The organism is Bacteroides sp. LFL-34 (genome assembly GCF_027257075.1).
Taxonomy (GTDB): Bacteria; Bacteroidota; Bacteroidia; order Bacteroidales; family Bacteroidaceae; genus Bacteroides; species Bacteroides ovatus.
The window spans coordinates 1-18386 of sequence record NZ_JAPQKZ010000056.1 but is presented as its reverse complement, the minus strand read 5'-3'; the positions used below and the strand labels follow the sequence as shown (position 1 = coordinate 18386).

Below are 18386 nucleotides of genomic sequence, written 5' to 3'. Positions count from 1 at the left end.
GTGCCATATTTAACTTGGCACGTCTTTTGCTCTATCACTTGATAGATTATCGTAGGATTTTCTCGTTAATTGACATCGTTGAGCCATTTTTGCCTATCGGTTTCCAAATAACACTTCAAGTTGTAAGTGTTGTGAGAGCAATACAAAACATAGTTATTAACCATAAAAAGTATAGCGAAATTATGAAGAAAGTATTTAGGAAAATTCAGAAAGGAACAACAAAAATGATTGAACGTATCAAATCGTTGGGGGAAATGGAGACGAAGCAGAAATGTGTAGTTCAACGGTTCGAGATTATCATTCCCCTCCACCAAAAAATAACGACCCAATATATAGCCTCCGCAAGTTTTACTTGCGGATTTTTTAGTTATCGCAGATTGGACAAAGGTTTCTTTGCTACTTTCTTTGTCCGCCATCATGCTCACTGAAAGAAAGTAGGGCGGCTCTCGCCGCCCCGCCACTCAAAAGCGTGTGTAAAGTCCCGTCACCATCGTGAACATTTCCTCCAGCATATCAAAATAGATACCCTCGTGTACGGCAATGTCCTTTGTCTTGCACTCAAAGGTCTTTTTGCTGAACGTCCTGCGGTAGAAGCGCATATTGTAGAGGTCTGCCCCTTCGTCATAGATGATGTCAAGGCGGTTGGCACTTGTTTTGTTCCTTGCAAGGCTCATCCGTAAGCCGTTGCCCATATCTATGAAATCACGGCTACCTGTCATGGCGGTGAAGCGTTTTCCGCCTATCTGCTGTAATATCGTCTTGGCTATCATATCTTTTGTTTTTAGGGTTTTAAGTATTGGCGGTGCGGACACCGCCATCCCGTTCAAAATTCTCGCATTTCGGAAATGGGGGTCTGCCGTTGTAGCCACTCTTTCACACATTCCATATTGTACTCGCTCGTGATGACTGCCGTATGGCTGTCGGTGGCGGTGAAACGTGTGCTTTCGTAATCATCTATCCACCCCTTGAGGGTGTCCGTTCCCCACGCTCCGGTATCGTCAAAGATACCGTCCAATGCCGTGATAGGTTCGCTGAACTTGACTATCAGCGTTTGATAGGTCGTGTTCATAGTCTGTCCTCCTTTCCCTTCTTTGCGTTCAGCCACTTGTCCCGTGCGGCTCGGCACTCGTCCAACGTGGGTTTGACACAAGAGAACAATTCTCTGTCTATGGGGTGGCGGTAGTCGTACTGCACAAGTGTCCGCCTGCGTCTTCCGATACCCGATTGGAAACGCTCGTATTTCTCCGTACCTGCTTCCGCGCAGGTGCTTACTCCGTTGATGGTCATTCGTGTTGTCATAATGTTGCTTTTTAGATGGTTAAAAATGTACTGACAGAACTCTGTTCTTCATCACCATTTCGGGGTTGCTTGTGTAGCGTTGGTGCAGGTAGAAATGGTGTGAGCCGAAGCCGTAAAGGAAAAACTTGTCAAGTTCGTGCTTCTCGGCAAACTCCTTTACGCTCTTTCTCAATTCCCCCTCACTCGTTGTGAGAGTGAGGAGGTTCACAAATTCAAGGAACATCGTGGGGATTGCATCATCCCACACACAAATCATACTTTCAATTCTTACTTCCATATCAATGTTGTTTTAGGGGTTATGCTATGCCGCTTTCATCCGCTCACGGATAAGGTTGGCGTTCTTGTTCACAAGGTCTATGATGCGCTCGTGATATTCGGTGTCCTGGTTGTGCTTGCCGTGGCACTGCACCACTTCGAGGGTTCGCAAGTCCACCTCTACGGTTTCAATAATCTCATCGCCAATCCTTGCCGATAGTATGAGGGTGTCGGCTTTCTTGTAGTATCCACTGCCAAACACGCAGATGCCCTGCGTCTTGCCCTCGTTGTAATACTCGTCTATGCTTTCAAGCACCTTGACGATTATTTCCTCGTCCGTGATTACCAAGCCGAAGAATTTGGATTTGTTGGCGATGAAATCCTCCGCATCTTTCTTTCGTTGGAGTTGTCGCTGTTGCTCACGCTCACGCCTTTCAATCTCCCAACGGCGTTGCTCTGCGGCTCTTTCCTTCTCGTGTATGGCTTCAATTTTTCGGGTTGCGTTGTCGTGTGCCGCCATGAAATCTTCGGGACAGATGTTCTTCGGGTTACGGAGGTCTTGACCGAGTTTTTTGAGCATACGCAGATAGTCGCACCACATTGAGAGGTTGTCTATCTGATACTTGTGACGCTTGGCAATCAGATATGATGCCCAACATTCATCGGCAGTACGGGTATTGAAAAGAAAGTGTTTCATGACCTCAATCTCACCGCCTTTCATAAGGGTTTCAATTCTTGGGTCTGAAAGCAAGGCTTTGAAAAGACGCACGGGGGAGATGCCGTGGAAATCGCCCTTGAAGCCGTTACGTCTGAGTTGGGGCAATATCCTCATCTTTGGATATGCACAGCTTCTTGCCACCACATCATCGTATAGGCTGTTGTGCGGTCTTACCTCCATATCGCTGCCTAATGCCCACACATCGCAATAGCAGAAAAGGAAGCCACGGAGCAACGCCATGTCCGTAACCTTGCCGTCGGGTGAAATCCAACGCTGCACGACCTCGTGGCAGTAGAAACGCATCGGTTCGCCTTTCCTGCTCTCGCATCTGACCTGCGCCACGCGGATTACCTGATACCCTTTGCAGGTGGTTATCACGCTGAAATTCTGCGTTTCCTTGTAGATGCGTCTGCGTGTGTCCTGCACTTTGAGTTCGGCATGGCATTTGGGGCAGGTGCAGCCTTCAAGGGTGTCGCATAGTCCGCTGTCGCTGTGCCACTCGTGACCGCAGTCGGAACAGGTGATGTTCCCTTTCTTGGTGCGGTAGCCGATATGCTCAACGCAGTGGCGGTATGCCCAATCTATTTGTGTCGCTGATATGGGGCGAAGGTTGGCGGAAAGTCTTGCCACCTCTTTCTGTATCTTGGTCTTCGGTTTCATAAGCCTAAATCAAATAATGAGGGTTGGGGTTGGTTTTCTTTTCTCGCTGACGGTCTGTGGCGGTTCTGCAACTTGCGGAGTTCCTCCTCTTGGTATTTGCGGACAGCGTTCTGACGTGCCTCCGCCTTTTCCTCTGCCGTGAGTTTCACAACGTGGTTCACAACCACTTGGCAGTCCATCGGTTTGCCCACCTCTATCTCGTTTTCCTCATAGTAGTGGATGGCTTGCCCGAATATCTCTCCGTCCGTGAAACCGTTGCAACCGCTTTTCTGCACATAGTTCAGAATGTGGGTCACGCACTCGTCCATGTTCTTGGCAGGGTTGCGGTACTTCTTTGCAAATAGCGCATCTTCCTCCGCACGCTGTTCCAAGTACATATATATCGTTCTCTTGAAATGGTCTGTTCCTTTCATATCGCTGTCATTTTTAGATTATCTGTTTCAGTATCTCTCTCCAATAGGTCGGCTCTACCTCGCTGAGAAGGAAGTCCATGAAATCCCTCCGTGCGTCCTTGTTCAGTTCGTGGTACAATCTTCGGAAAGTTTCAAAATTGCCGTTGATGTACGTTTCCACCATATACACGAAGATGTTGTCCACCTCGTAATATCTGCACTGCTGCGCTGCCGTCTTGCTGTTTCTTTTTGCCATGTCGGTAAGGGTTAAAGGGTGAATAACCAAAGGATGAAGCCAAAGAAGGCAATGGTGGAAAGGATAGCCACGATTACACCTATCGCCACTCGGAACACTCCGTTTACAATCTCTCTGATGATGCCCCAAAGGATGCCGAACACCCCGAAGGCGGTGCGCATCATCAAGCCGCATATCGCCAACCCGATGTGTTGCGCCATTTGTCTGAAATTTGCCGTTGCCGTCATATCTTCGCTGTTTTTGATTTTTTTGTTTTTAATGCGGATTCAAGAGCTGAGGGAGTTGAGTTTCAAACTATCTTATCTGCCTCTCGTTTATCCGACATTTTTTTTATGCGTCTTTCTGTCGCATCGGTCGTTTTCGTTTCGGGTGCTTGAAAAGGTAGGGATTAGGGAATGCAAGGTTTTTCGGTCAAAATACTACCCGCAGGGCTGGAGATTTTTACCGAAAACAGGAGGCTTGACCTTGCTTTCCCGTCCAATCCCGGAATTACCTTTGCGCCCAGAACGAAAATGACTGACTGATGCGGCTTACTGAAAGGCGCAAAATGGAGGTAAACGAAAACAGAGGCAGATTGTGTAGAAAAAAACTTCAGGGGAAAATCCGTAAAAAAAAGAATCACCAAAAGGAAAAAGACATCACCGGAAGCGTGAAAAGGGCAAACCACAACAAAGGAAGTATGATTGTTTCCGATCCGACGGAACTTGTTCAGCCGGGTGGCAACAATCATTCTTCCCGGTTTGTCCGGCTGTGTGTGGGCGCCTGTTTCATTCATGGGGCAGGCTGACACACTCTGCATTCACTTTCCGCTTCCGGCAAAAGAGACAGCGAAAAAAGAAAAATCATTTGAAAACCCGTAAAAGCACCTCTTGGCATAGGCGCAAAAGAAAGGGGCATTGCTTCATCTGTCTAAACATCGTTTAGGCGTGAGGCAATGCCCTTTTCTCCAGCTATGCGGTAGTCGGCACACGTTTGTTCCAAACTCGTTTTGGGCAATGGTGTGCCGACGGACAATACCGCTTTTACGGAAAATTCTTATGAATGAGGGGATAAAAAACGGGAGTTTATATCAAAATCTCGAATTAAATAGCTACTTTTGCATACGAAGAGTTCTTTGAAGGTTACGCAACGCGCAGAAGGATAATGCAGTAGATAACTAACTAAATCGTAACCTATTACTATCAAGAGCAATTAACCTACGCTCATTTCCAATAAATTACACTCTTTTCGTAACTTCTCACCGCAAAGCTACAAAATAAGTTACTTCGTTGTACTTTTCGTTGTCACTAATTCATAAAATTGCTACCTTGCAGGCAAAAATCTGACAAAATGAATCGAATATTTCATGCGCGCATCGCCTGGTACCAATATTTCCTGTTGGTGGTGCTTACTGTGAATGCCGTCGGCGCATTGTGGTGTAAGTATATCTTGGTGGCAGTACTGTTTATGTTGATGCTGATTGTAGTGATCGAACAAATTATACACACTACTTATACATTGACAACAAATGGTGATCTGGAAGTCTCACGTGGTCGTTTTATTCGCAAGAAGATCATCCCGCTTTCCGAAATTACTGCAGTCAGGAAATACCATTCCATGAAATTCGGCCGTTTCTCGGTGACGGATTATATCCTGATAGAATACGGAAAAGGAAAGTTTGTTTCGGTGATGCCTGTCAAGGAACAGGAATTTGCAGAACTACTCGAAAAGAGAATGTTTGAAAAGAAGATAAAAGAGTAACTGATTATATACTATGAAATATCAAGTGATTATCATCGGTGGTGGTCCTGCGGGATATACGGCTGCCGAAGCTGCCGGTAAAGGTGGTTTGAGCGTATTGCTTATCGAAAAGAATAGTCTGGGTGGCGTCTGTCTGAACGAAGGCTGTATTCCTACGAAAACATTGTTGTATTCGGCAAAGACTTATGACAGTGCAAAACATGCATCAAAGTATGCAGTCAATATCCCGGAAGTCTCTTTCGATTTGCCTAAGATAATAGCGCGTAAAAGTAAGGTAGTGCGTAAACTGGTGCTGGGAGTGAAAGCGAAGCTGACTGCCAACAATGTTACAATTGTATCAGGAGAAGCGCAGATCATTGATAAAAATACGGTTCGCTGCGGGGAAGAGACTTACGAAGGAGAGAATCTGATATTATGTACGGGTTCGGAAACCTTTATTCCTCCTATTCCGGGAGTGGACGCGGTGAACTACTGGACGCACAGGGATGCTTTGGACAGTAAAGAATTGCCGGCTTCTTTGGCTATTGTTGGTGGCGGGGTAATCGGTATGGAGTTTGCGTCGTTCTTCAATAGTTTGGGAGTACAGGTGACGGTGGTTGAGATGATGGACGAAATCCTGGGTGGAATGGATAAGGAGCTTTCCGCTTTGCTCCGTGCGGAATATGCAAAACGAGGTATTAAATTCCTGCTTAGTACGAAAGTGGTCGGCTTGTCGCAAACGGAAGAAGGGGCTGTTGTTTCTTATGAGAACGCGGAGGGAAACGGCAGTGTCATTGCAGAGAAGCTGTTGATGAGTGTCGGCCGTCGCCCGGTGACGAAAGGTTTCGGGCTCGAAAACCTGAATTTGGAGCAGACGGAGCGTGGTGCTATCAGAGTTAATGAAAAGATGCAGACTTCTGTGCCGGACGTGTATGTTTGTGGTGACCTGACAGGATTCTCTTTGCTCGCCCATACGGCTGTTCGTGAAGCGGAAGTTGCCGTACATTCCATCTTGGGAAAGGAAGATGCCATGAGTTATCGGGCTATTCCGGGCGTAGTCTATACCAATCCGGAGATTGCTGGAGTGGGTGAAACGGAGGAGTCGGCCTCAACGAAAGGAATCAATTATCAGGTTATCAAACTTCCGATGGCTTACTCCGGCCGTTTTGTGGCGGAGAATGAGGGCGTCAACGGAGTCTGCAAAGTATTGTTGGATGAACAGCAACGGGTGATTGGAGCCCATGTGTTGGGCAATCCGGCTTCGGAGATTATCACTCTTGCGGGCACTGCCATTGAACTCGGATTGACGGCAGCGCAATGGAAAAAGATTGTTTTCCCGCATCCTACGGTAGGAGAGATTTTCCGGGAAGTGTTATAAACGGATTCTGATATCTGCGATCGTTCATTGATGCGGGTATCTTACTGATAAAATCAAATATATGATGAGAAAATATATAATCACTCCGGCCTTATTGGCAATAGTTTGTATGGTGATGTGTCATTGTACATTTGTTGATGTCATAAACTGTATTGTATGAAAAAAAGTCTTTTGTTGGTCACCCTTTCAGTTTGTTTGTTGCCACTTTGGGGACAACAAAATTTCTCCCGGATAGATTCGCTTATCAAGAAGATGCTCCCCGAAGCATCCGAGGTCGGCATATCCGTCTACGATCTGACGGCTAAGAAATCACTTTATAACTATCGTGCGGAGAAACTTTCCCGTCCTGCCTCTACCATGAAGCTGCTGACGGCTATTACCGCACTCTCCCGCCCCGAAGCTGCCGAACCTTTCCGCACGGAAGTATGGCACGATGGCGTGATAGAACATGATACTTTGCAAGGCAACCTGTATGTGGTAGGCGGATTCGATCCTGAATTTAACAGCCAGTCGATGGATTCATTGATAGAAGAGGTAATCACTTTCCCTTTTTCGGTGATTAACGGACAGGTGTACGGCGATGTTTCGATGAAAGACTCTCTTTATTGGGGTAGTGGATGGGCATGGGACGATACCCCTGCGGGCTATCAGCCCTATTTGTCTCCACTGATGTTTTGCAAGGGGACTGTACAGGTTTCTGTCGTTCCTTCTACGGTGCAGGGAGATACCGCGAGTGTTTCCTGCCAACCTGTATCCTCCTATTATACAGTGACGAATCAGACGAAAACACGTACCTCTTCTGCCGGAAGATTCTCTTTCACGAGAGACTGGCTGACGAATGGCAATAATCTCCTCGTTTCGGGCAATGTCACTTCGATCAGAAAGGACGATGTAAACATCTACGACTCTCCCCGTTTTTTTATGCATACTTTCCTGGAGCGTCTTCGTGGGAAAGGAATCACGACTCCCCAGTCGTATGGTTTTGCCGAATTGCCTCGCGATAGTGTGACTGTAGAACGGATGGCTTGCTGGAATACTTCCGTGCAGAAAGTGCTGAACCAGTTGATGAAAGAGAGTGATAATCTCAATGCGGAAGCATTTCTTTGTCGCTTGGGGGCGCAGGCTACGGGAAAGAAGCAGGTAGCTGCCGAAGATGGTATTGTCGAGATTATGAAATTGATCCGTCGCCTAGGGCATGACCCGAAAGACTATAAGATTGCCGACGGTTGCGGACTGTCCAATTATAATTACCTCTCTCCTGCCCTGCTGGTGGACTTTCTGAAATATGCGTACTCGCAAACAGAGGTGTTTCAGATGTTATATAAATCTCTTCCCGTTGGCGGGGTGGACGGAACATTGAAATTCCGGATGAAAGGTACTCCTGCCTTCCGGAATGTTCATGCCAAAACAGGTTCGTTTACGGCAATAAATGCGCTCGCGGGCTATCTGAAGATGAAGAACGGACATGAAGTGGCATTTGCCATTATGAACCAGAATGTACTTTCGGCGGCTAAAGCGAGAGCATTTCAGGATAAGGTGTGTGAGGTGATTATTGGGAAATAGGCTGATATGAATACATTAGCCCGTACAACCAAAGTGGAATTCCGTTGTTGAATCCGATTTCTATGTTGTCAAGGGGCAGGTACTATTTTCCATGGAGGGCTCTTTATTGATTCTTCTATAAAAAGACAATTGTATTCTCTAATAAGCAAAAATCGTAGGATTTTGTTTACCAGAGAATACAATTATACTTGTTTTGAATCGAATACTGTAAATTCTATACTATATATATTATATTTACTTTGAGTATTCAGCCCAATTAGTATTCTTCATATCGCCACTCTTAGCCAACTCTGCGTGCATACCAAGTGCAGCCTGAATAGCGTGTGGAGTCTGTGCCCGGTTACCGGCCAGTTTGAGGTAATCCCAAAGAAGCTCTTTGTAGTCAGGATGTGCACAGTTTTCGATGATGGCTTGTGCGCGTTCTTTCGGGCTCTTGCCACGAAGATCGGCAACACCTTGCTCGGTGATAACGATGTTGACATCGTGCTCCGTGTGGTCGTGGTGGGATACCATCGGTACGATCGCGCTGATCTTCCCTTCTTTGGCCACAGACGGACAAGTGAAGATAGAGATGTAAGCGTTGCGGGTAAAGTCTCCCGAACCACCGATACCGTTCATCATTTTTGTTCCGCCGATATGGGTAGAGTTTACGTTGCCGTACAGGTCAACTTCGATGGCTGTATTGATAGAAATGATACCGAGGCGGCGTACTATTTCCGGGCTGTTTGAGATTTCCGACGGACGGAGAACCAGTTTGTCGCGGAAGAAATCCATATCGTTGTAGATGCCTTCCAGACAGTCATTTGTAACAGTCAGTGAACAGGCGCTACCGAATTTGATGCGTCCTTCGCGAATCAATCCGATCACGGAATTCTGGATTACCTCTGTGTACATTTCGAATGCAGGAATCGTTTTATCACGTCCCAATGCACCGAGTACGGCGTTGGCGATGTTTCCTACACCCGATTGCAAAGGCAAGAAACTGGACGGGATAATACCGCGTTTCATGTCGGCTGCAAGGAAGTCGGCAACATTCTGGCCGATTTTGTCGGTCAACGGATCAGCGGCAGCGAAAGAACGCGCTTCGTCCGGCCAGTTGGTTTCCACTACGCCTATAATCTTTTTCGGGTCTACCTGAACGTAAGGCAGTCCGATACGGTCACTCGGTTTATAGATCGGTATTTCGCGGCGGTAAGGCGGGTCGAGCGGTTCGTATACGTCGTGCATACCCATACCGGATTTGCTGTGTGCGCTGTTCAACTCCACGATGATCTGGTCGGCAAGACGGCAGATGGTCGGGGCGATGCCGCCGGCGGCAGTCAGATAAATTTTTCCGTCCGGAGTTACTTCGCAGGCTTCGATGATGGCTACGTTCACTTTGCCCATGAACCCGTAGCGCACTTCCTGTGCCATTTGTGAGAGGTGTATGTCGTTGTAGGCAATCTCTCCGTTGTTCACAGCTTTGCGGAAGTCGGCGTTGGTAGTATAAGGAGCGCGGTAGCGGATGGCTTTGGCACGTGACAGTACGCCGTCACAGGATTCCCCTGTCGATGCGCCTGTGAAAATTCCTACTTGAAACGGGTTTCCTTTCGCATGTTCTGCTTCAGCAATTTTTGCGAGTTCGGCTGTTACAGCCTTGGCCGTTCCGGCGGGAGTAAATCCGCTTAGGCCGATGTTGTAGCCATGTTTGATTAGGCTTGCAGCTTCCGCTGCCGAAATACGATTGAGTGACATAAATAGTAAATTTCGTGTTAAATACAGTTGATATTTTTATTGATAATTAATTCTCTGTTTGTACGGCCTTGTACCAATGCTTGGCAATGACTCGTCACATAATGATTCGAAACTCAATGAGTTTACGGGCTCTCTCAATACTTCCGTTGAAGTATCTCTCCCCAGATAATAGCGCGGCGGGCTTCTTCTGCGGAGTGAATCGTGAAATCATGTTCGTTATCAGTTGATTCGGTATGAGAGTTATAATGAGAACCTTGTTGGGAATTTCGTTTATCTTGCGCGGCACTGTTTGCCAGGGATGCGGAAACGGATATTTCTTCTTTTTTTCTTTTCTGCTGCGCCGCTGGTTTCGCCGTCTGTTTGGGAGACTGTTGCGGTGGCGTCTGTTTCAGGGGTTTAGGCTGGAATAATTCTTCCAGCGACTTGGGGCCACCCCATGCCTCGGGCATAGGAACTGCATCCGGAGCTACTTCAACGGGGGATGGCATCGGGGAAACGGGGCGTTTATTCTTAGCTTTTTTCGATTTACTATTCTTATTCACCTCTTTGAATATTCCCACAAGAATGACACCTGCTATCAAGAGAAATTTCAAAAAATCTTCCATTGTGTTTCACTGCTAATTAGTTATCTGCCAAAGTTACGTATTTTATCTGGTTCAGGCTAACATTTTATTATGAAAAAAGGGCAGCTTCACAGCTCCCCTTAATTTTTTTAACCTAAACCTTAACTATGAAAAAATCTAATGTTTCTTTCATTGCACAAATGTGAAAAATAAATTTAAATATGCCAAGCATATCGCCTAAAAATGTTTATTCTCTTAACATAAATTACAAATTTGCTTGCCAAATCATAAGTTTTTGCGTTATTTTGATATCAATTCACTACTTATTGAAAGCGAAGCCGTATCTTTGCATCCGAATTTTTAAACTAAGATTTGAGTATGAACGAATTAACGGGAGCGGACTTTAAATCCGCAACTGAAATGAAGGATGACAACAAAAAGTTGTTTATCGAAACCTATGGCTGCCAGATGAACGTAGCCGACAGTGAGGTGATTGCCTCGGTGATGCAAATGGCGGGTTATTCCGTAGCCGAAACGCTGGAGGAAGCCGATGCCGTGTTTATGAATACCTGTTCCATCCGCGACAATGCGGAGCAGAAGATTCTGAATCGCCTGGAGTTTTTCCACTCGCTGAAGAAAAAGAAAAAGCATCTGATTGTAGGTGTACTGGGCTGTATGGCCGAACGGGTAAAGGATGATCTGATAACGAATCATCATGTAGACCTCGTTGTGGGGCCGGATGCTTACCTGACGTTGCCCGACCTGATTGCGGCCGTAGAAACCGGTGAAAAAGCAATCAATGTGGAACTATCTACTACCGAGACTTATCGGGATGTGATTCCGTCGCGTATCTGCGGCAATCATATTTCGGGTTTTGTATCCATCATGCGTGGCTGCAATAACTTCTGCACCTATTGTATCGTGCCCTATACTCGTGGACGCGAGCGCAGCCGTGACGTAGAAAGCATCCTGAATGAAGTAGCAGACCTCGTGGCGAAAGGCTATAAGGAAGTCACCCTGTTGGGGCAGAACGTCAACTCTTACCGTTTTGAAAGACCGACAGGCGAAGTGGTTACTTTCCCGATGTTGCTCCGAACAGTGGCCGAGGCTGCTCCGGGAGTGCGTATTCGTTTCACGACTTCCCATCCGAAGGATATGAGTGATGAAACGCTGGAAGTGATTGCGCAAGTTCCGAATGTGTGTAAACATATCCATCTGCCTGTGCAGAGCGGCAGTTCGCGTATTCTGAAACTGATGAACCGTAAGTATACCCGTGAGTGGTATCTGGACCGGGTGGCAGCTATCAAACGTATCATCCCCGATTGCGGACTGACTACCGATATTTTCTCCGGTTTTCATTCTGAAACGGAAGAGGATCATGCCTTGTCACTTTCGCTGATGGAAGAATGTGGATATGATGCTGCTTTCATGTTTAAATACTCCGAACGTCCGGGAACGTATGCGTCCAAGCATCTCGAAGATAATGTGCCCGAAGAGGTGAAAGTGCGTCGCCTGAACGAGATTATCGCTTTGCAGAACCGTCTGTCTGCCGAATCCAACCAGCGTTGCATCGGTAAAACCTATGAAGTGCTTGTGGAAGGAGTCTCCAAGCGTTCGCGCGACCAGCTGTTCGGTCGTACGGAGCAGAACCGTGTGGTGGTGTTTGACAGAGGTGCGCACCGTGTCGGTGATTTCGTCAATGTGCGTGTCACGGAGGCCAGCTCGGCTACGCTGAAGGGGGAAGAAATCTGATTTCACCACAGAGGACACGGAGGTCTTTTTTCTTCCTTGAAACTCTGTGTCTTCTGCATTCTTTGTGGTAAAACTTACATCATCATATGTCTCCTGATGGAGAACTTCACAATCGCCATCGCATTGATGGACGCGAATGGAATATCCATCGGCTCATGATGAGTATTATAGCTCACGAGCTTGAGATACCCTTCTTTTTCCGAACGATTCACGTACTTCACCGCCAGATACTCGTCTCCGTCAATCATAAACGACACCAGGTATATTTCCCCGTAAATCACGTTGTCGAAACTGCTAATTTCCTTGTATCCGATAATATCTCCCGATTTCAGTATGGGATACATGCTGTCTCCGTTGACGTAGACCGCCCCGTCGCAGACGGAAATATTGGGAATCCATATCTTCCCCAGTGCATATTGCTGTTTGTTGGTGAATAATGTTTTCAGGTTCGCCGCCGCCGTAATATCGTATAATGTCACGCTACGGTCGTCTATTGGTTCGGGCGTTTTCGGATTGTGTATAATTTCGACTTCTCCCTGTACCAGCTCGCTTTGGCAAAATCTCGGCTGATGTTTCGGATTTCCTTTTCCCAATAATAGCCAGTTATAGTCCACCTTGTCTCCGAATTTGTCAAGCAGCAGACGGAAATCAATACTGTTTCGTGCTCCCCAATTGGTAACTGTTGCTCTCGAAACTTCCAGGTATTCAGCTAGTTCGCTGTCTCTCTTTAAGTTCAATACCTGTTTGGCACGCTTGATGATACCTAATACATCCAAATTTGTATCCATTCTGTTTTTTTATTTAAAAGACTAATCTCGGATTTACAAATGGCAGCTATAAAAATGGCTGCCTCAAAAATATGTTTACTATATGTTTATAATCAATGATTTGTGAAATAGTTGAGGTTTAATATTGAAAATTGATATTTTATTTATGAAAAATATTCTATCTTTGTCCCATTGATTAATAGAAAACGTTTCAAAAATATAAATTAAAAACGGATATGCCATGCAATACTTCAAGAAAAACACAAAAAACTTGAAATTTTCTCATCCGCCACCTGCGGAAAGCTTACTGATGCCTGTTAACAGCTATTCTCTCAAGTATTAATAGCTATTTCTCTAACCATTAATATCTGAAACGCCAGATGTTAATACCTGGCAATAGGATAACAAAAGGATAACATATTGTATACGAATACTCCGTATTTGAATGATTACAGACCTGACTGATAAAAACTAGCATTTATAATTTATAATTGGATAACAAAATGAAAAGCTCAAAAGTACAAACACTGTGCGTTTGCGGATGTTGCAAACGCTCTCTTCCGGCAAGTGCCTTTTATATCAATAAGAAAACCGGCCTTCCCGGCAACTACTGTAAGGAATGTCGTAAAACTGTCAGCCGGAACCATCGGAAGAACGAGAAACGCTCCCTTGCATGCGACAGGGAAAGCAATTATCCGGTAATAACCTCTACGGAAAATCCCACGTTGCGACGGGAACTTATTCTGCATGCCCTTGAAACCGTAGCTGCCAGCATTGAACGGAAAAGGCGGAAAGTCCGTGAATCGGAATTTGAATCCGAATCAGGTTCTGAATTCCAATCCGAATCAGTCTTTGAATTGGAATTAGAATCAAAATCAGGATCAAAATTAGAATTGGCAGACTGATTTATAAAAACAATTTATATCATGGGACGAATAAAACAAGGGCTTGACTATTTCCCTTTGAATACCGATTTTATGCACGACCGTGTCGTACGCCGTGTGATGAAGCGTGAAGGCGATTCCGCCTTCACGATCCTGCTCTATACCCTGTCTTATCTATATTCGGGCGAGGGTTATTATATTCATGTCGATGATGACTTCTATGACGAACTCTCCGACCAGCTCTTCAGCACGGATAACGATAGTGTCCGCCGGGTGCTTCGTCTGTTTGTGGAGTACGGTTTCTTCGATTCCTCTCTCTACGAACGTTACGGCATCCTGACTTCCGCCGACATTCAGCGGCAGTTCCTTTTTATCACTAAACGCCGCAGCCGCCGTCATATTTCTCCGGACTACTGTCTGCTGCCGGATGAGGAAACCGTACACTCCACCCTTCCAGATGCTGTTGCAGAAACCCCGGATATTGTAACGCAAACCCTCGATACTGTAACAGAATCCCCGGATACTGCAACAAAAAGCACCTTCATAAAAAGAAAAGAAAAAGAAAGGAAAGAAAACATCCTCCCTAACCCTCCTTTGCCCAAAGGAGGGGATGAGGGAGAAGAAGGAGGAGATTTTTCTAACAGAAAACCGGCGAAGAAGAAACATGAACTGACACAGTCGGATATTGACCGGATGCAAGCTCCTGCTGACGGACACCCGCGCAACCTTTCCGGACTATTGGATAACCTTCGCCTTTATCATATTCCTCCCTCTGAACAGTATGCAATCGTACTGAAAAGTAATTACGGAGAAATCGGTGGTAAGGTTTGGAAGGGTTTCGGTGTCATTCGGGCAAGTGCCGGAAAGATCAAACTGCCCGGTCATTATTTGTTGAGTGTCCTGAATAACTGAATTAATAAGGGTTATGATGCTGCTGCGTTGTGTAATATGTTGTAAATTAGTGATATAACAACAACTTTTTATATTAACGAATTTATTAACGCACACTTTTAAAATCTCTTGCACAGACAGAAATAAGGTCTTATATTTGCATTGTCGATAAGCTTAAAGACACAGACAAACTAGAATTATTAACGACTAAAAACTATTACAATTATGCCAGTATTGTACAAACCTTTCCAGTCAACTCTGGAAGACAAAAAAAGCGGTAAAAAACTCTTCTATCCCCGAGTTGTACGTTCGGGAAACGTGGATTCCGCACAACTTTCGAAAGAAATAGCAGCCTACTCTTCCCTCTCTCCGGGTGACGTAAAAAACACACTCGACAACCTGGTGACGGTGATGGGGCAACACTTGCAATCTTCGGAAAGCGTAAGCGTGGACGGTCTTGGTACCTTCCGTATGGTGATGGTAGCTCGTGGCAAAGGTGTGGAAACCTCTGACGAAGTGTCGGCTGCACAGGCTACGCTTACCGTCCGCTTCCAACCGACAACGACTAAGAATCATGACCGCACTACCGCTACCCGTTCGATGGTGACCGGTACGAAGTGTGCCCGTTATGATAAACTTGTTTCCGATGCAGGTAGTGCAGGAGGCGGCAACTCCGGTGGAAGCGACAAGCCCGGTGGAGGCGGTAATGAAGGAGGCGGAGAAGCGCCCGATCCGGCTGCATAAATGACGTCACGGCAGTGAGGAGTACACAAAATGTAAACGGCAAACTTCGTAGGCTTAACTAGACATTTGACTTTTAACTAAACTAGAAATCATTCACTAACATGAGGATTATCAACTTGATTGTGGTGCATTGCAGCGCCACGAGGGAGGATTGTACACTTTCTCCGGAAGATTTGGACCGGTTGCACCGGCGGCGCGGATTTAACGGAACAGGCTATCACTACTACATCCGCAAGGATGGAACAGTGCACCTCACCCGCCCCATCGAACGCATCGGAGCACACGCCAAAGGTTTCAACGCTCATTCAATAGGTATCTGCTATGAAGGTGGTCTGGACTGCCGGGGATGCCCGGCAGATACCCGGACTCCGGCACAACGGGCTACGCTCCGGCGACTCGTCGGGCAGCTACAGGAGAAATTTCCCGGCTGCCGGGTATGCGGACACCGGGACCTTTCGCCGGATCTCAATGGAAACGGTGAGATAGAACCGGAAGAATGGATTAAACAGTGCCCGTGCTTTGAGGTGGCAAAGGAACTCAATGAGTTCGGAGCATTTGCCGATAGAACTGATGAGACTGGAAGTACGGAGAAACACAGAGTAACACAACACATTAAAGAACAGAAAGGAGGTAAATGATGGCAATGAAGAAATCAGTATGGGATATGATCCTGAAAGTGGTTATCGCAGTGGCTTCGGCTTTGGCAGGCGTTTTAGGCGCTAATGCGATGAATTTGTAAAGCAGAAAATTAAGTAGTAGTCCTTCCATAGATCATGATTGTGTGAAATGGAAGGACTCTGCTAATTCATTTTGTATTGACTAAACTATTTTATTGATAAATAATAGAAAAAACGAGTTATGAATAATCTATATACGAATAAAAAAATAATACTAAAGAGGCTGTTTCTTATATTATCAGCCTTTTTCGCGGTTTTATCTGCTAAGGGGCAGAGTGAAGATGGAATAAAGCTGGATGTTCCACGACTTGTACCACTTTCCCCAACGGCTACGGCTATGGTGAAATATCAGTCTTATCCTGTAGATCATTGTACAGGAGTACCTAACATAACTATTCCCTTGTATGATATAGTTGCAGGGGAGGTTACCATACCTGTTACTTTGTCTTATCATGCTTCGGGGCTTAAGCCCAAAGAAGGAAGCGGATATGCGGGAGCAGGATGGACATTGAATCTCGAACCGTCTATAGCCCGCCAGGTGATCGGGGTAGCAGACAATGACTATTATGGATGGTTTGATCGATATTTTTCTCAAAATACAGTCCCCGGTGATGAAAGAGACCGATTGATTTATTATGGGGAGATGGTAGATAATAAACGGGATACGCGTCCGGATAAGTTCACTTATAAGTTGCCGGGTGGCGGTGGAAGCGGATATTTTTCAGACAGGTCTTCCCCTCTTATTACTGTGCCTCATAACAGCGATGTGGTAAGGTATGTTGAAAGTGATATGAATATAACAGATGGAAATGGAGTCAAATATCTGTTCAATGGCGTACACGAGACGATGAATGATATTATTACCCGCTGGATGTGTACCTCTATTTGTTCAGCCCGTTATCCACATCCTACATTGGTTAGTTTTCAGTATCAAACCCTTCAGAATCAATGGGAACCTAGTGCTTATTATAATTTGAATGACAGGCTGGTCTTTGATGAAAGGGATAAAGACGGGAGTCCCAAATTGTATCTGATGGAACAAAAAAGCGGTGGCAATAACTATTATCAAATTACGGCAGGCAGATCGTCAGGTTCTTCCTCCTTGCCCAATGCCAATAAAGAGAGCGTTTCGAGCTATGTAGCGAATATGAGTTACCCGTCAGGTAGTTACTGTGCGGAGGGTAGGATGAGTACTACCCGATTGGCACAGGTGAATTTTATGGGAAACAGATTGTCTGTCAGTTATAAAGCAGTAGGTGAAGTGCCTAACAATACAAGTGTATTAGATAAAATGCAAGTGACGGATGAGAATGGAGAACTGGTGCGTACCATTAACTTTTATGTAACTCCCTATAATGGAAAAACCTCTTTGACTAAACTTGATTCTGTACGTATCTCCGCTCCCGGTGTAGAATCGCAAACTTATTCATTCAGGTATGTGGGTGTAAACAGCGTTCCTTCCATCTATACGAAGGCTGTAGATCATTGGGGATTTATGAACGGTTCGGAAGCGAGTGCTAATGGTAGTAAGTTGACAGTGCCGAACTTTTCGAAAAGAATACCTTTACCGGATACCAATAACACGGGAAGAAAAGACACTGTATTATTTGAGAATGCAGTCGGAATAGACCGTGAAGCGTCTGGTAACATTGTGGGTATTCTTGACCGGATAACAGATCCGCAAGGTATTGAAACCTCTTTCTCTTACGAAGGCAATTACGGCGCGTTTCGTGACAATAGCCAACAGCCGGAGTATCGAGACTACCTCTATCCGGTTGGCGGATTGCGGGTGAAGAGTATAGAAACCTATGATCCGAAGACAAGGAAAAGGCTCTGTAAGAATTATAGATATGGCCTGACGGTTATCAATAATGAGAAGTATGAATCCGTTTGGGGCGGCGGTGCTATTAAACACATAGTTACAGAGCGTGATTATTGTTCTACGGTAACGCAAGTAATGGACGACGGGCAAAGCCTTTGGAACGAATATTTGACAGTCTATCATTCGATGCCTGTCTCGGTTCTTCGTCAAATTTGGTGGTAATCTCTTTTTTATTTCAACTGTCTTCTTCTTTCTTAATCCTATTAAAAGTTGTAGATATGTTTGCTTTTTAGTAACTTTAAAGACACCACA

The 18386-nt window shown here is 45.6% G+C and carries 23 protein-coding genes; 12 read left to right on the top strand and 11 right to left on the bottom strand.

Going from position 1 to position 18386, the window contains the following annotated elements:
• Positions 1-38: 38 nt before the first annotated feature.
• Positions 39-428 carry a hypothetical protein gene (locus N5O98_RS27525; protein WP_004291527.1) on the top strand — a complete coding sequence of 130 codons (390 nt, stop codon included), beginning with the start codon at positions 39-41 and terminating at the stop codon, positions 426-428.
• 33 nt (positions 429-461) lie between these two features.
• Here N5O98_RS27525 and N5O98_RS23540 read toward each other — a convergent pair whose 3' ends face one another.
• Genes N5O98_RS23540 through N5O98_RS23505 form a run of 8 tightly spaced genes read right to left on the bottom strand, consistent with a single transcriptional unit; the run spans position 462 to position 3807 of the window.
• Positions 462-770, bottom strand: coding sequence for a hypothetical protein (locus N5O98_RS23540; RefSeq protein WP_004304290.1), 309 nt, complete (start codon positions 768-770; stop codon positions 462-464).
• Between the two features lie 53 nt (positions 771-823).
• Positions 824-1069 (bottom strand): DUF6956 domain-containing protein, encoded by a 246-nt coding sequence (locus N5O98_RS23535; RefSeq protein WP_004291529.1) that lies wholly within the window; start codon positions 1067-1069, stop codon positions 824-826.
• A complete protein-coding gene (locus N5O98_RS23530) occupies positions 1066-1299 on the bottom strand; it encodes a DUF3873 domain-containing protein (RefSeq protein ID WP_004304291.1) in 234 nt (77 codons plus the stop codon). The genes N5O98_RS23535 and N5O98_RS23530 overlap by 4 nt, the downstream gene beginning before the upstream one ends.
• Before the next feature lie 19 nt (positions 1300-1318).
• Entirely contained in the window at positions 1319-1576 is a 258-nt protein-coding gene (locus N5O98_RS23525; protein ID WP_004291531.1) for a hypothetical protein, read from the bottom strand.
• A gap of 24 nt (positions 1577-1600) precedes the next feature.
• A complete protein-coding gene (locus tag N5O98_RS23520) occupies positions 1601-2932 on the bottom strand; it encodes a PcfJ domain-containing protein (protein ID WP_004291532.1) in 1332 nt (443 codons plus the stop codon).
• Complete coding sequence (locus N5O98_RS23515; protein ID WP_004291533.1) at positions 2929-3345, bottom strand: PcfK-like family protein; 417 nt, start codon at positions 3343-3345, stop codon at positions 2929-2931. The genes N5O98_RS23520 and N5O98_RS23515 overlap by 4 nt, the downstream gene beginning before the upstream one ends.
• A 13-nt stretch (positions 3346-3358) precedes the next feature.
• Entirely contained in the window at positions 3359-3580 is a 222-nt protein-coding gene (locus N5O98_RS23510) for a hypothetical protein (RefSeq protein WP_004291534.1), read from the bottom strand.
• An 11-nt stretch (positions 3581-3591) separates the two neighbouring features.
• The gene (locus N5O98_RS23505; protein ID WP_004291535.1) at positions 3592-3807 is read right to left on the bottom strand and encodes a hypothetical protein; all 216 of its coding nucleotides are present in this window, start codon (positions 3805-3807) and stop codon (positions 3592-3594) included.
• A 347-nt stretch (positions 3808-4154) separates the two neighbouring features.
• Here N5O98_RS23505 and N5O98_RS23500 point away from each other — a divergent pair, with 347 nt between their 5' ends.
• The 4 genes from N5O98_RS23500 (at position 4155) to dacB (ending at position 8240) form a co-directional block, all read left to right on the top strand.
• Complete coding sequence (locus N5O98_RS23500; protein ID WP_171031146.1) at positions 4155-4367, top strand: hypothetical protein; 213 nt, start codon at positions 4155-4157, stop codon at positions 4365-4367.
• A gap of 542 nt (positions 4368-4909) precedes the next feature.
• Complete coding sequence (locus N5O98_RS23495; protein ID WP_004302851.1) at positions 4910-5320, top strand: PH domain-containing protein; 411 nt, start codon at positions 4910-4912, stop codon at positions 5318-5320.
• Between the two features lie 13 nt (positions 5321-5333).
• A complete protein-coding gene (gene lpdA / locus N5O98_RS23490; RefSeq protein ID WP_004310134.1) occupies positions 5334-6677 on the top strand; it encodes a dihydrolipoyl dehydrogenase in 1344 nt (447 codons plus the stop codon).
• Positions 6678-6833: 156 nt separating this feature from the next.
• Complete coding sequence (gene dacB, locus N5O98_RS23485) at positions 6834-8240, top strand: D-alanyl-D-alanine carboxypeptidase/D-alanyl-D-alanine endopeptidase (RefSeq protein ID WP_004310133.1); 1407 nt, start codon at positions 6834-6836, stop codon at positions 8238-8240.
• Between the two features lie 234 nt (positions 8241-8474).
• Here dacB and N5O98_RS23480 read toward each other — a convergent pair whose 3' ends face one another.
• Positions 8475-9974, bottom strand: coding sequence for an acetyl-CoA hydrolase/transferase family protein (locus N5O98_RS23480; protein ID WP_022198929.1), 1500 nt, complete (start codon positions 9972-9974; stop codon positions 8475-8477).
• Positions 9975-10108: 134 nt separating this feature from the next.
• Complete coding sequence (locus N5O98_RS23475) at positions 10109-10579, bottom strand: hypothetical protein (protein WP_004302860.1); 471 nt, start codon at positions 10577-10579, stop codon at positions 10109-10111.
• Between the two features lie 336 nt (positions 10580-10915).
• On the opposite strand from N5O98_RS23475, the gene miaB reads away from it, so the two are divergent.
• A complete protein-coding gene (gene miaB, locus N5O98_RS23470; protein ID WP_022198928.1) occupies positions 10916-12289 on the top strand; it encodes a tRNA (N6-isopentenyl adenosine(37)-C2)-methylthiotransferase MiaB in 1374 nt (457 codons plus the stop codon).
• Between the two features lie 74 nt (positions 12290-12363).
• On the opposite strand, the gene N5O98_RS23465 is transcribed toward miaB, so the two are convergent.
• The gene (locus N5O98_RS23465) at positions 12364-13077 is read right to left on the bottom strand and encodes a LexA family transcriptional regulator (protein WP_022198927.1); all 714 of its coding nucleotides are present in this window, start codon (positions 13075-13077) and stop codon (positions 12364-12366) included.
• A gap of 482 nt (positions 13078-13559) precedes the next feature.
• Here N5O98_RS23465 and N5O98_RS23460 point away from each other — a divergent pair, with 482 nt between their 5' ends.
• From N5O98_RS23460 to N5O98_RS23435, 6 genes are all read left to right on the top strand, one after another.
• On the top strand, positions 13560-13961 hold the full coding sequence (locus tag N5O98_RS23460; RefSeq protein WP_022198925.1) for a hypothetical protein: 402 nt from the start codon (positions 13560-13562) through the stop codon (positions 13959-13961).
• A gap of 21 nt (positions 13962-13982) precedes the next feature.
• The gene (locus N5O98_RS23455) at positions 13983-14852 is read left to right on the top strand and encodes a DUF4373 domain-containing protein (protein ID WP_022198924.1); all 870 of its coding nucleotides are present in this window, start codon (positions 13983-13985) and stop codon (positions 14850-14852) included.
• 204 nt (positions 14853-15056) lie between these two features.
• The gene (locus N5O98_RS23450; protein ID WP_022198923.1) at positions 15057-15575 is read left to right on the top strand and encodes an HU family DNA-binding protein; all 519 of its coding nucleotides are present in this window, start codon (positions 15057-15059) and stop codon (positions 15573-15575) included.
• A 101-nt stretch (positions 15576-15676) separates the two neighbouring features.
• The gene (locus N5O98_RS23445; protein WP_022198922.1) at positions 15677-16213 is read left to right on the top strand and encodes an N-acetylmuramoyl-L-alanine amidase; all 537 of its coding nucleotides are present in this window, start codon (positions 15677-15679) and stop codon (positions 16211-16213) included.
• Positions 16214-16218: 5 nt separating this feature from the next.
• Positions 16219-16314, top strand: coding sequence for a smalltalk protein (locus N5O98_RS23440; RefSeq protein WP_005681936.1), 96 nt, complete (start codon positions 16219-16221; stop codon positions 16312-16314).
• Between the two features lie 119 nt (positions 16315-16433).
• Positions 16434-18296, top strand: coding sequence for a hypothetical protein (locus tag N5O98_RS23435; RefSeq protein WP_269496051.1), 1863 nt, complete (start codon positions 16434-16436; stop codon positions 18294-18296).
• Positions 18297-18386 lie beyond the last annotated feature (90 nt).

Excerpts from the sequence above, each read along its gene's own strand:
- N5O98_RS23450 (WP_022198923.1), top strand. The coding sequence starts at position 15,057 with ATGCCAGTATTGTACAAACCTTTCCAGTCAACTCTGGAAGACAAAAAA.
- N5O98_RS23525 (WP_004291531.1), bottom strand. The coding sequence starts at position 1,576 with ATGGAAGTAAGAATTGAAAGTATGATTTGTGTGTGGGATGATGCAATC.
- N5O98_RS23440 (WP_005681936.1), top strand. The coding sequence starts at position 16,219 with ATGAAGAAATCAGTATGGGATATGATCCTGAAAGTGGTTATCGCAGTG.
- N5O98_RS23505 (WP_004291535.1), bottom strand. The coding sequence starts at position 3,807 with ATGACGGCAACGGCAAATTTCAGACAAATGGCGCAACACATCGGGTTG.
- N5O98_RS23475 (WP_004302860.1), bottom strand. The coding sequence starts at position 10,579 with ATGGAAGATTTTTTGAAATTTCTCTTGATAGCAGGTGTCATTCTTGTG.
- N5O98_RS23455 (WP_022198924.1), top strand. The coding sequence starts at position 13,983 with ATGGGACGAATAAAACAAGGGCTTGACTATTTCCCTTTGAATACCGAT.
- N5O98_RS23435 (WP_269496051.1), top strand. The coding sequence starts at position 16,434 with ATGAATAATCTATATACGAATAAAAAAATAATACTAAAGAGGCTGTTT.
- N5O98_RS23465 (WP_022198927.1), bottom strand. The coding sequence starts at position 13,077 with ATGGATACAAATTTGGATGTATTAGGTATCATCAAGCGTGCCAAACAG.
- N5O98_RS23495 (WP_004302851.1), top strand. The coding sequence starts at position 4,910 with ATGAATCGAATATTTCATGCGCGCATCGCCTGGTACCAATATTTCCTG.
- lpdA (WP_004310134.1), top strand. The coding sequence starts at position 5,334 with ATGAAATATCAAGTGATTATCATCGGTGGTGGTCCTGCGGGATATACG.
- N5O98_RS23520 (WP_004291532.1), bottom strand. The coding sequence starts at position 2,932 with ATGAAACCGAAGACCAAGATACAGAAAGAGGTGGCAAGACTTTCCGCC.
- N5O98_RS23480 (WP_022198929.1), bottom strand. The coding sequence starts at position 9,974 with ATGTCACTCAATCGTATTTCGGCAGCGGAAGCTGCAAGCCTAATCAAA.
- N5O98_RS23510 (WP_004291534.1), bottom strand. The coding sequence starts at position 3,580 with ATGGCAAAAAGAAACAGCAAGACGGCAGCGCAGCAGTGCAGATATTAC.
- N5O98_RS23515 (WP_004291533.1), bottom strand. The coding sequence starts at position 3,345 with ATGAAAGGAACAGACCATTTCAAGAGAACGATATATATGTACTTGGAA.
- N5O98_RS23445 (WP_022198922.1), top strand. The coding sequence starts at position 15,677 with ATGAGGATTATCAACTTGATTGTGGTGCATTGCAGCGCCACGAGGGAG.
- miaB (WP_022198928.1), top strand. The coding sequence starts at position 10,916 with ATGAACGAATTAACGGGAGCGGACTTTAAATCCGCAACTGAAATGAAG.
- dacB (WP_004310133.1), top strand. The coding sequence starts at position 6,834 with ATGAAAAAAAGTCTTTTGTTGGTCACCCTTTCAGTTTGTTTGTTGCCA.
- N5O98_RS23530 (WP_004304291.1), bottom strand. The coding sequence starts at position 1,299 with ATGACAACACGAATGACCATCAACGGAGTAAGCACCTGCGCGGAAGCA.
- N5O98_RS23540 (WP_004304290.1), bottom strand. The coding sequence starts at position 770 with ATGATAGCCAAGACGATATTACAGCAGATAGGCGGAAAACGCTTCACC.
- N5O98_RS23535 (WP_004291529.1), bottom strand. The coding sequence starts at position 1,069 with ATGAACACGACCTATCAAACGCTGATAGTCAAGTTCAGCGAACCTATC.
- N5O98_RS23460 (WP_022198925.1), top strand. The coding sequence starts at position 13,560 with ATGAAAAGCTCAAAAGTACAAACACTGTGCGTTTGCGGATGTTGCAAA.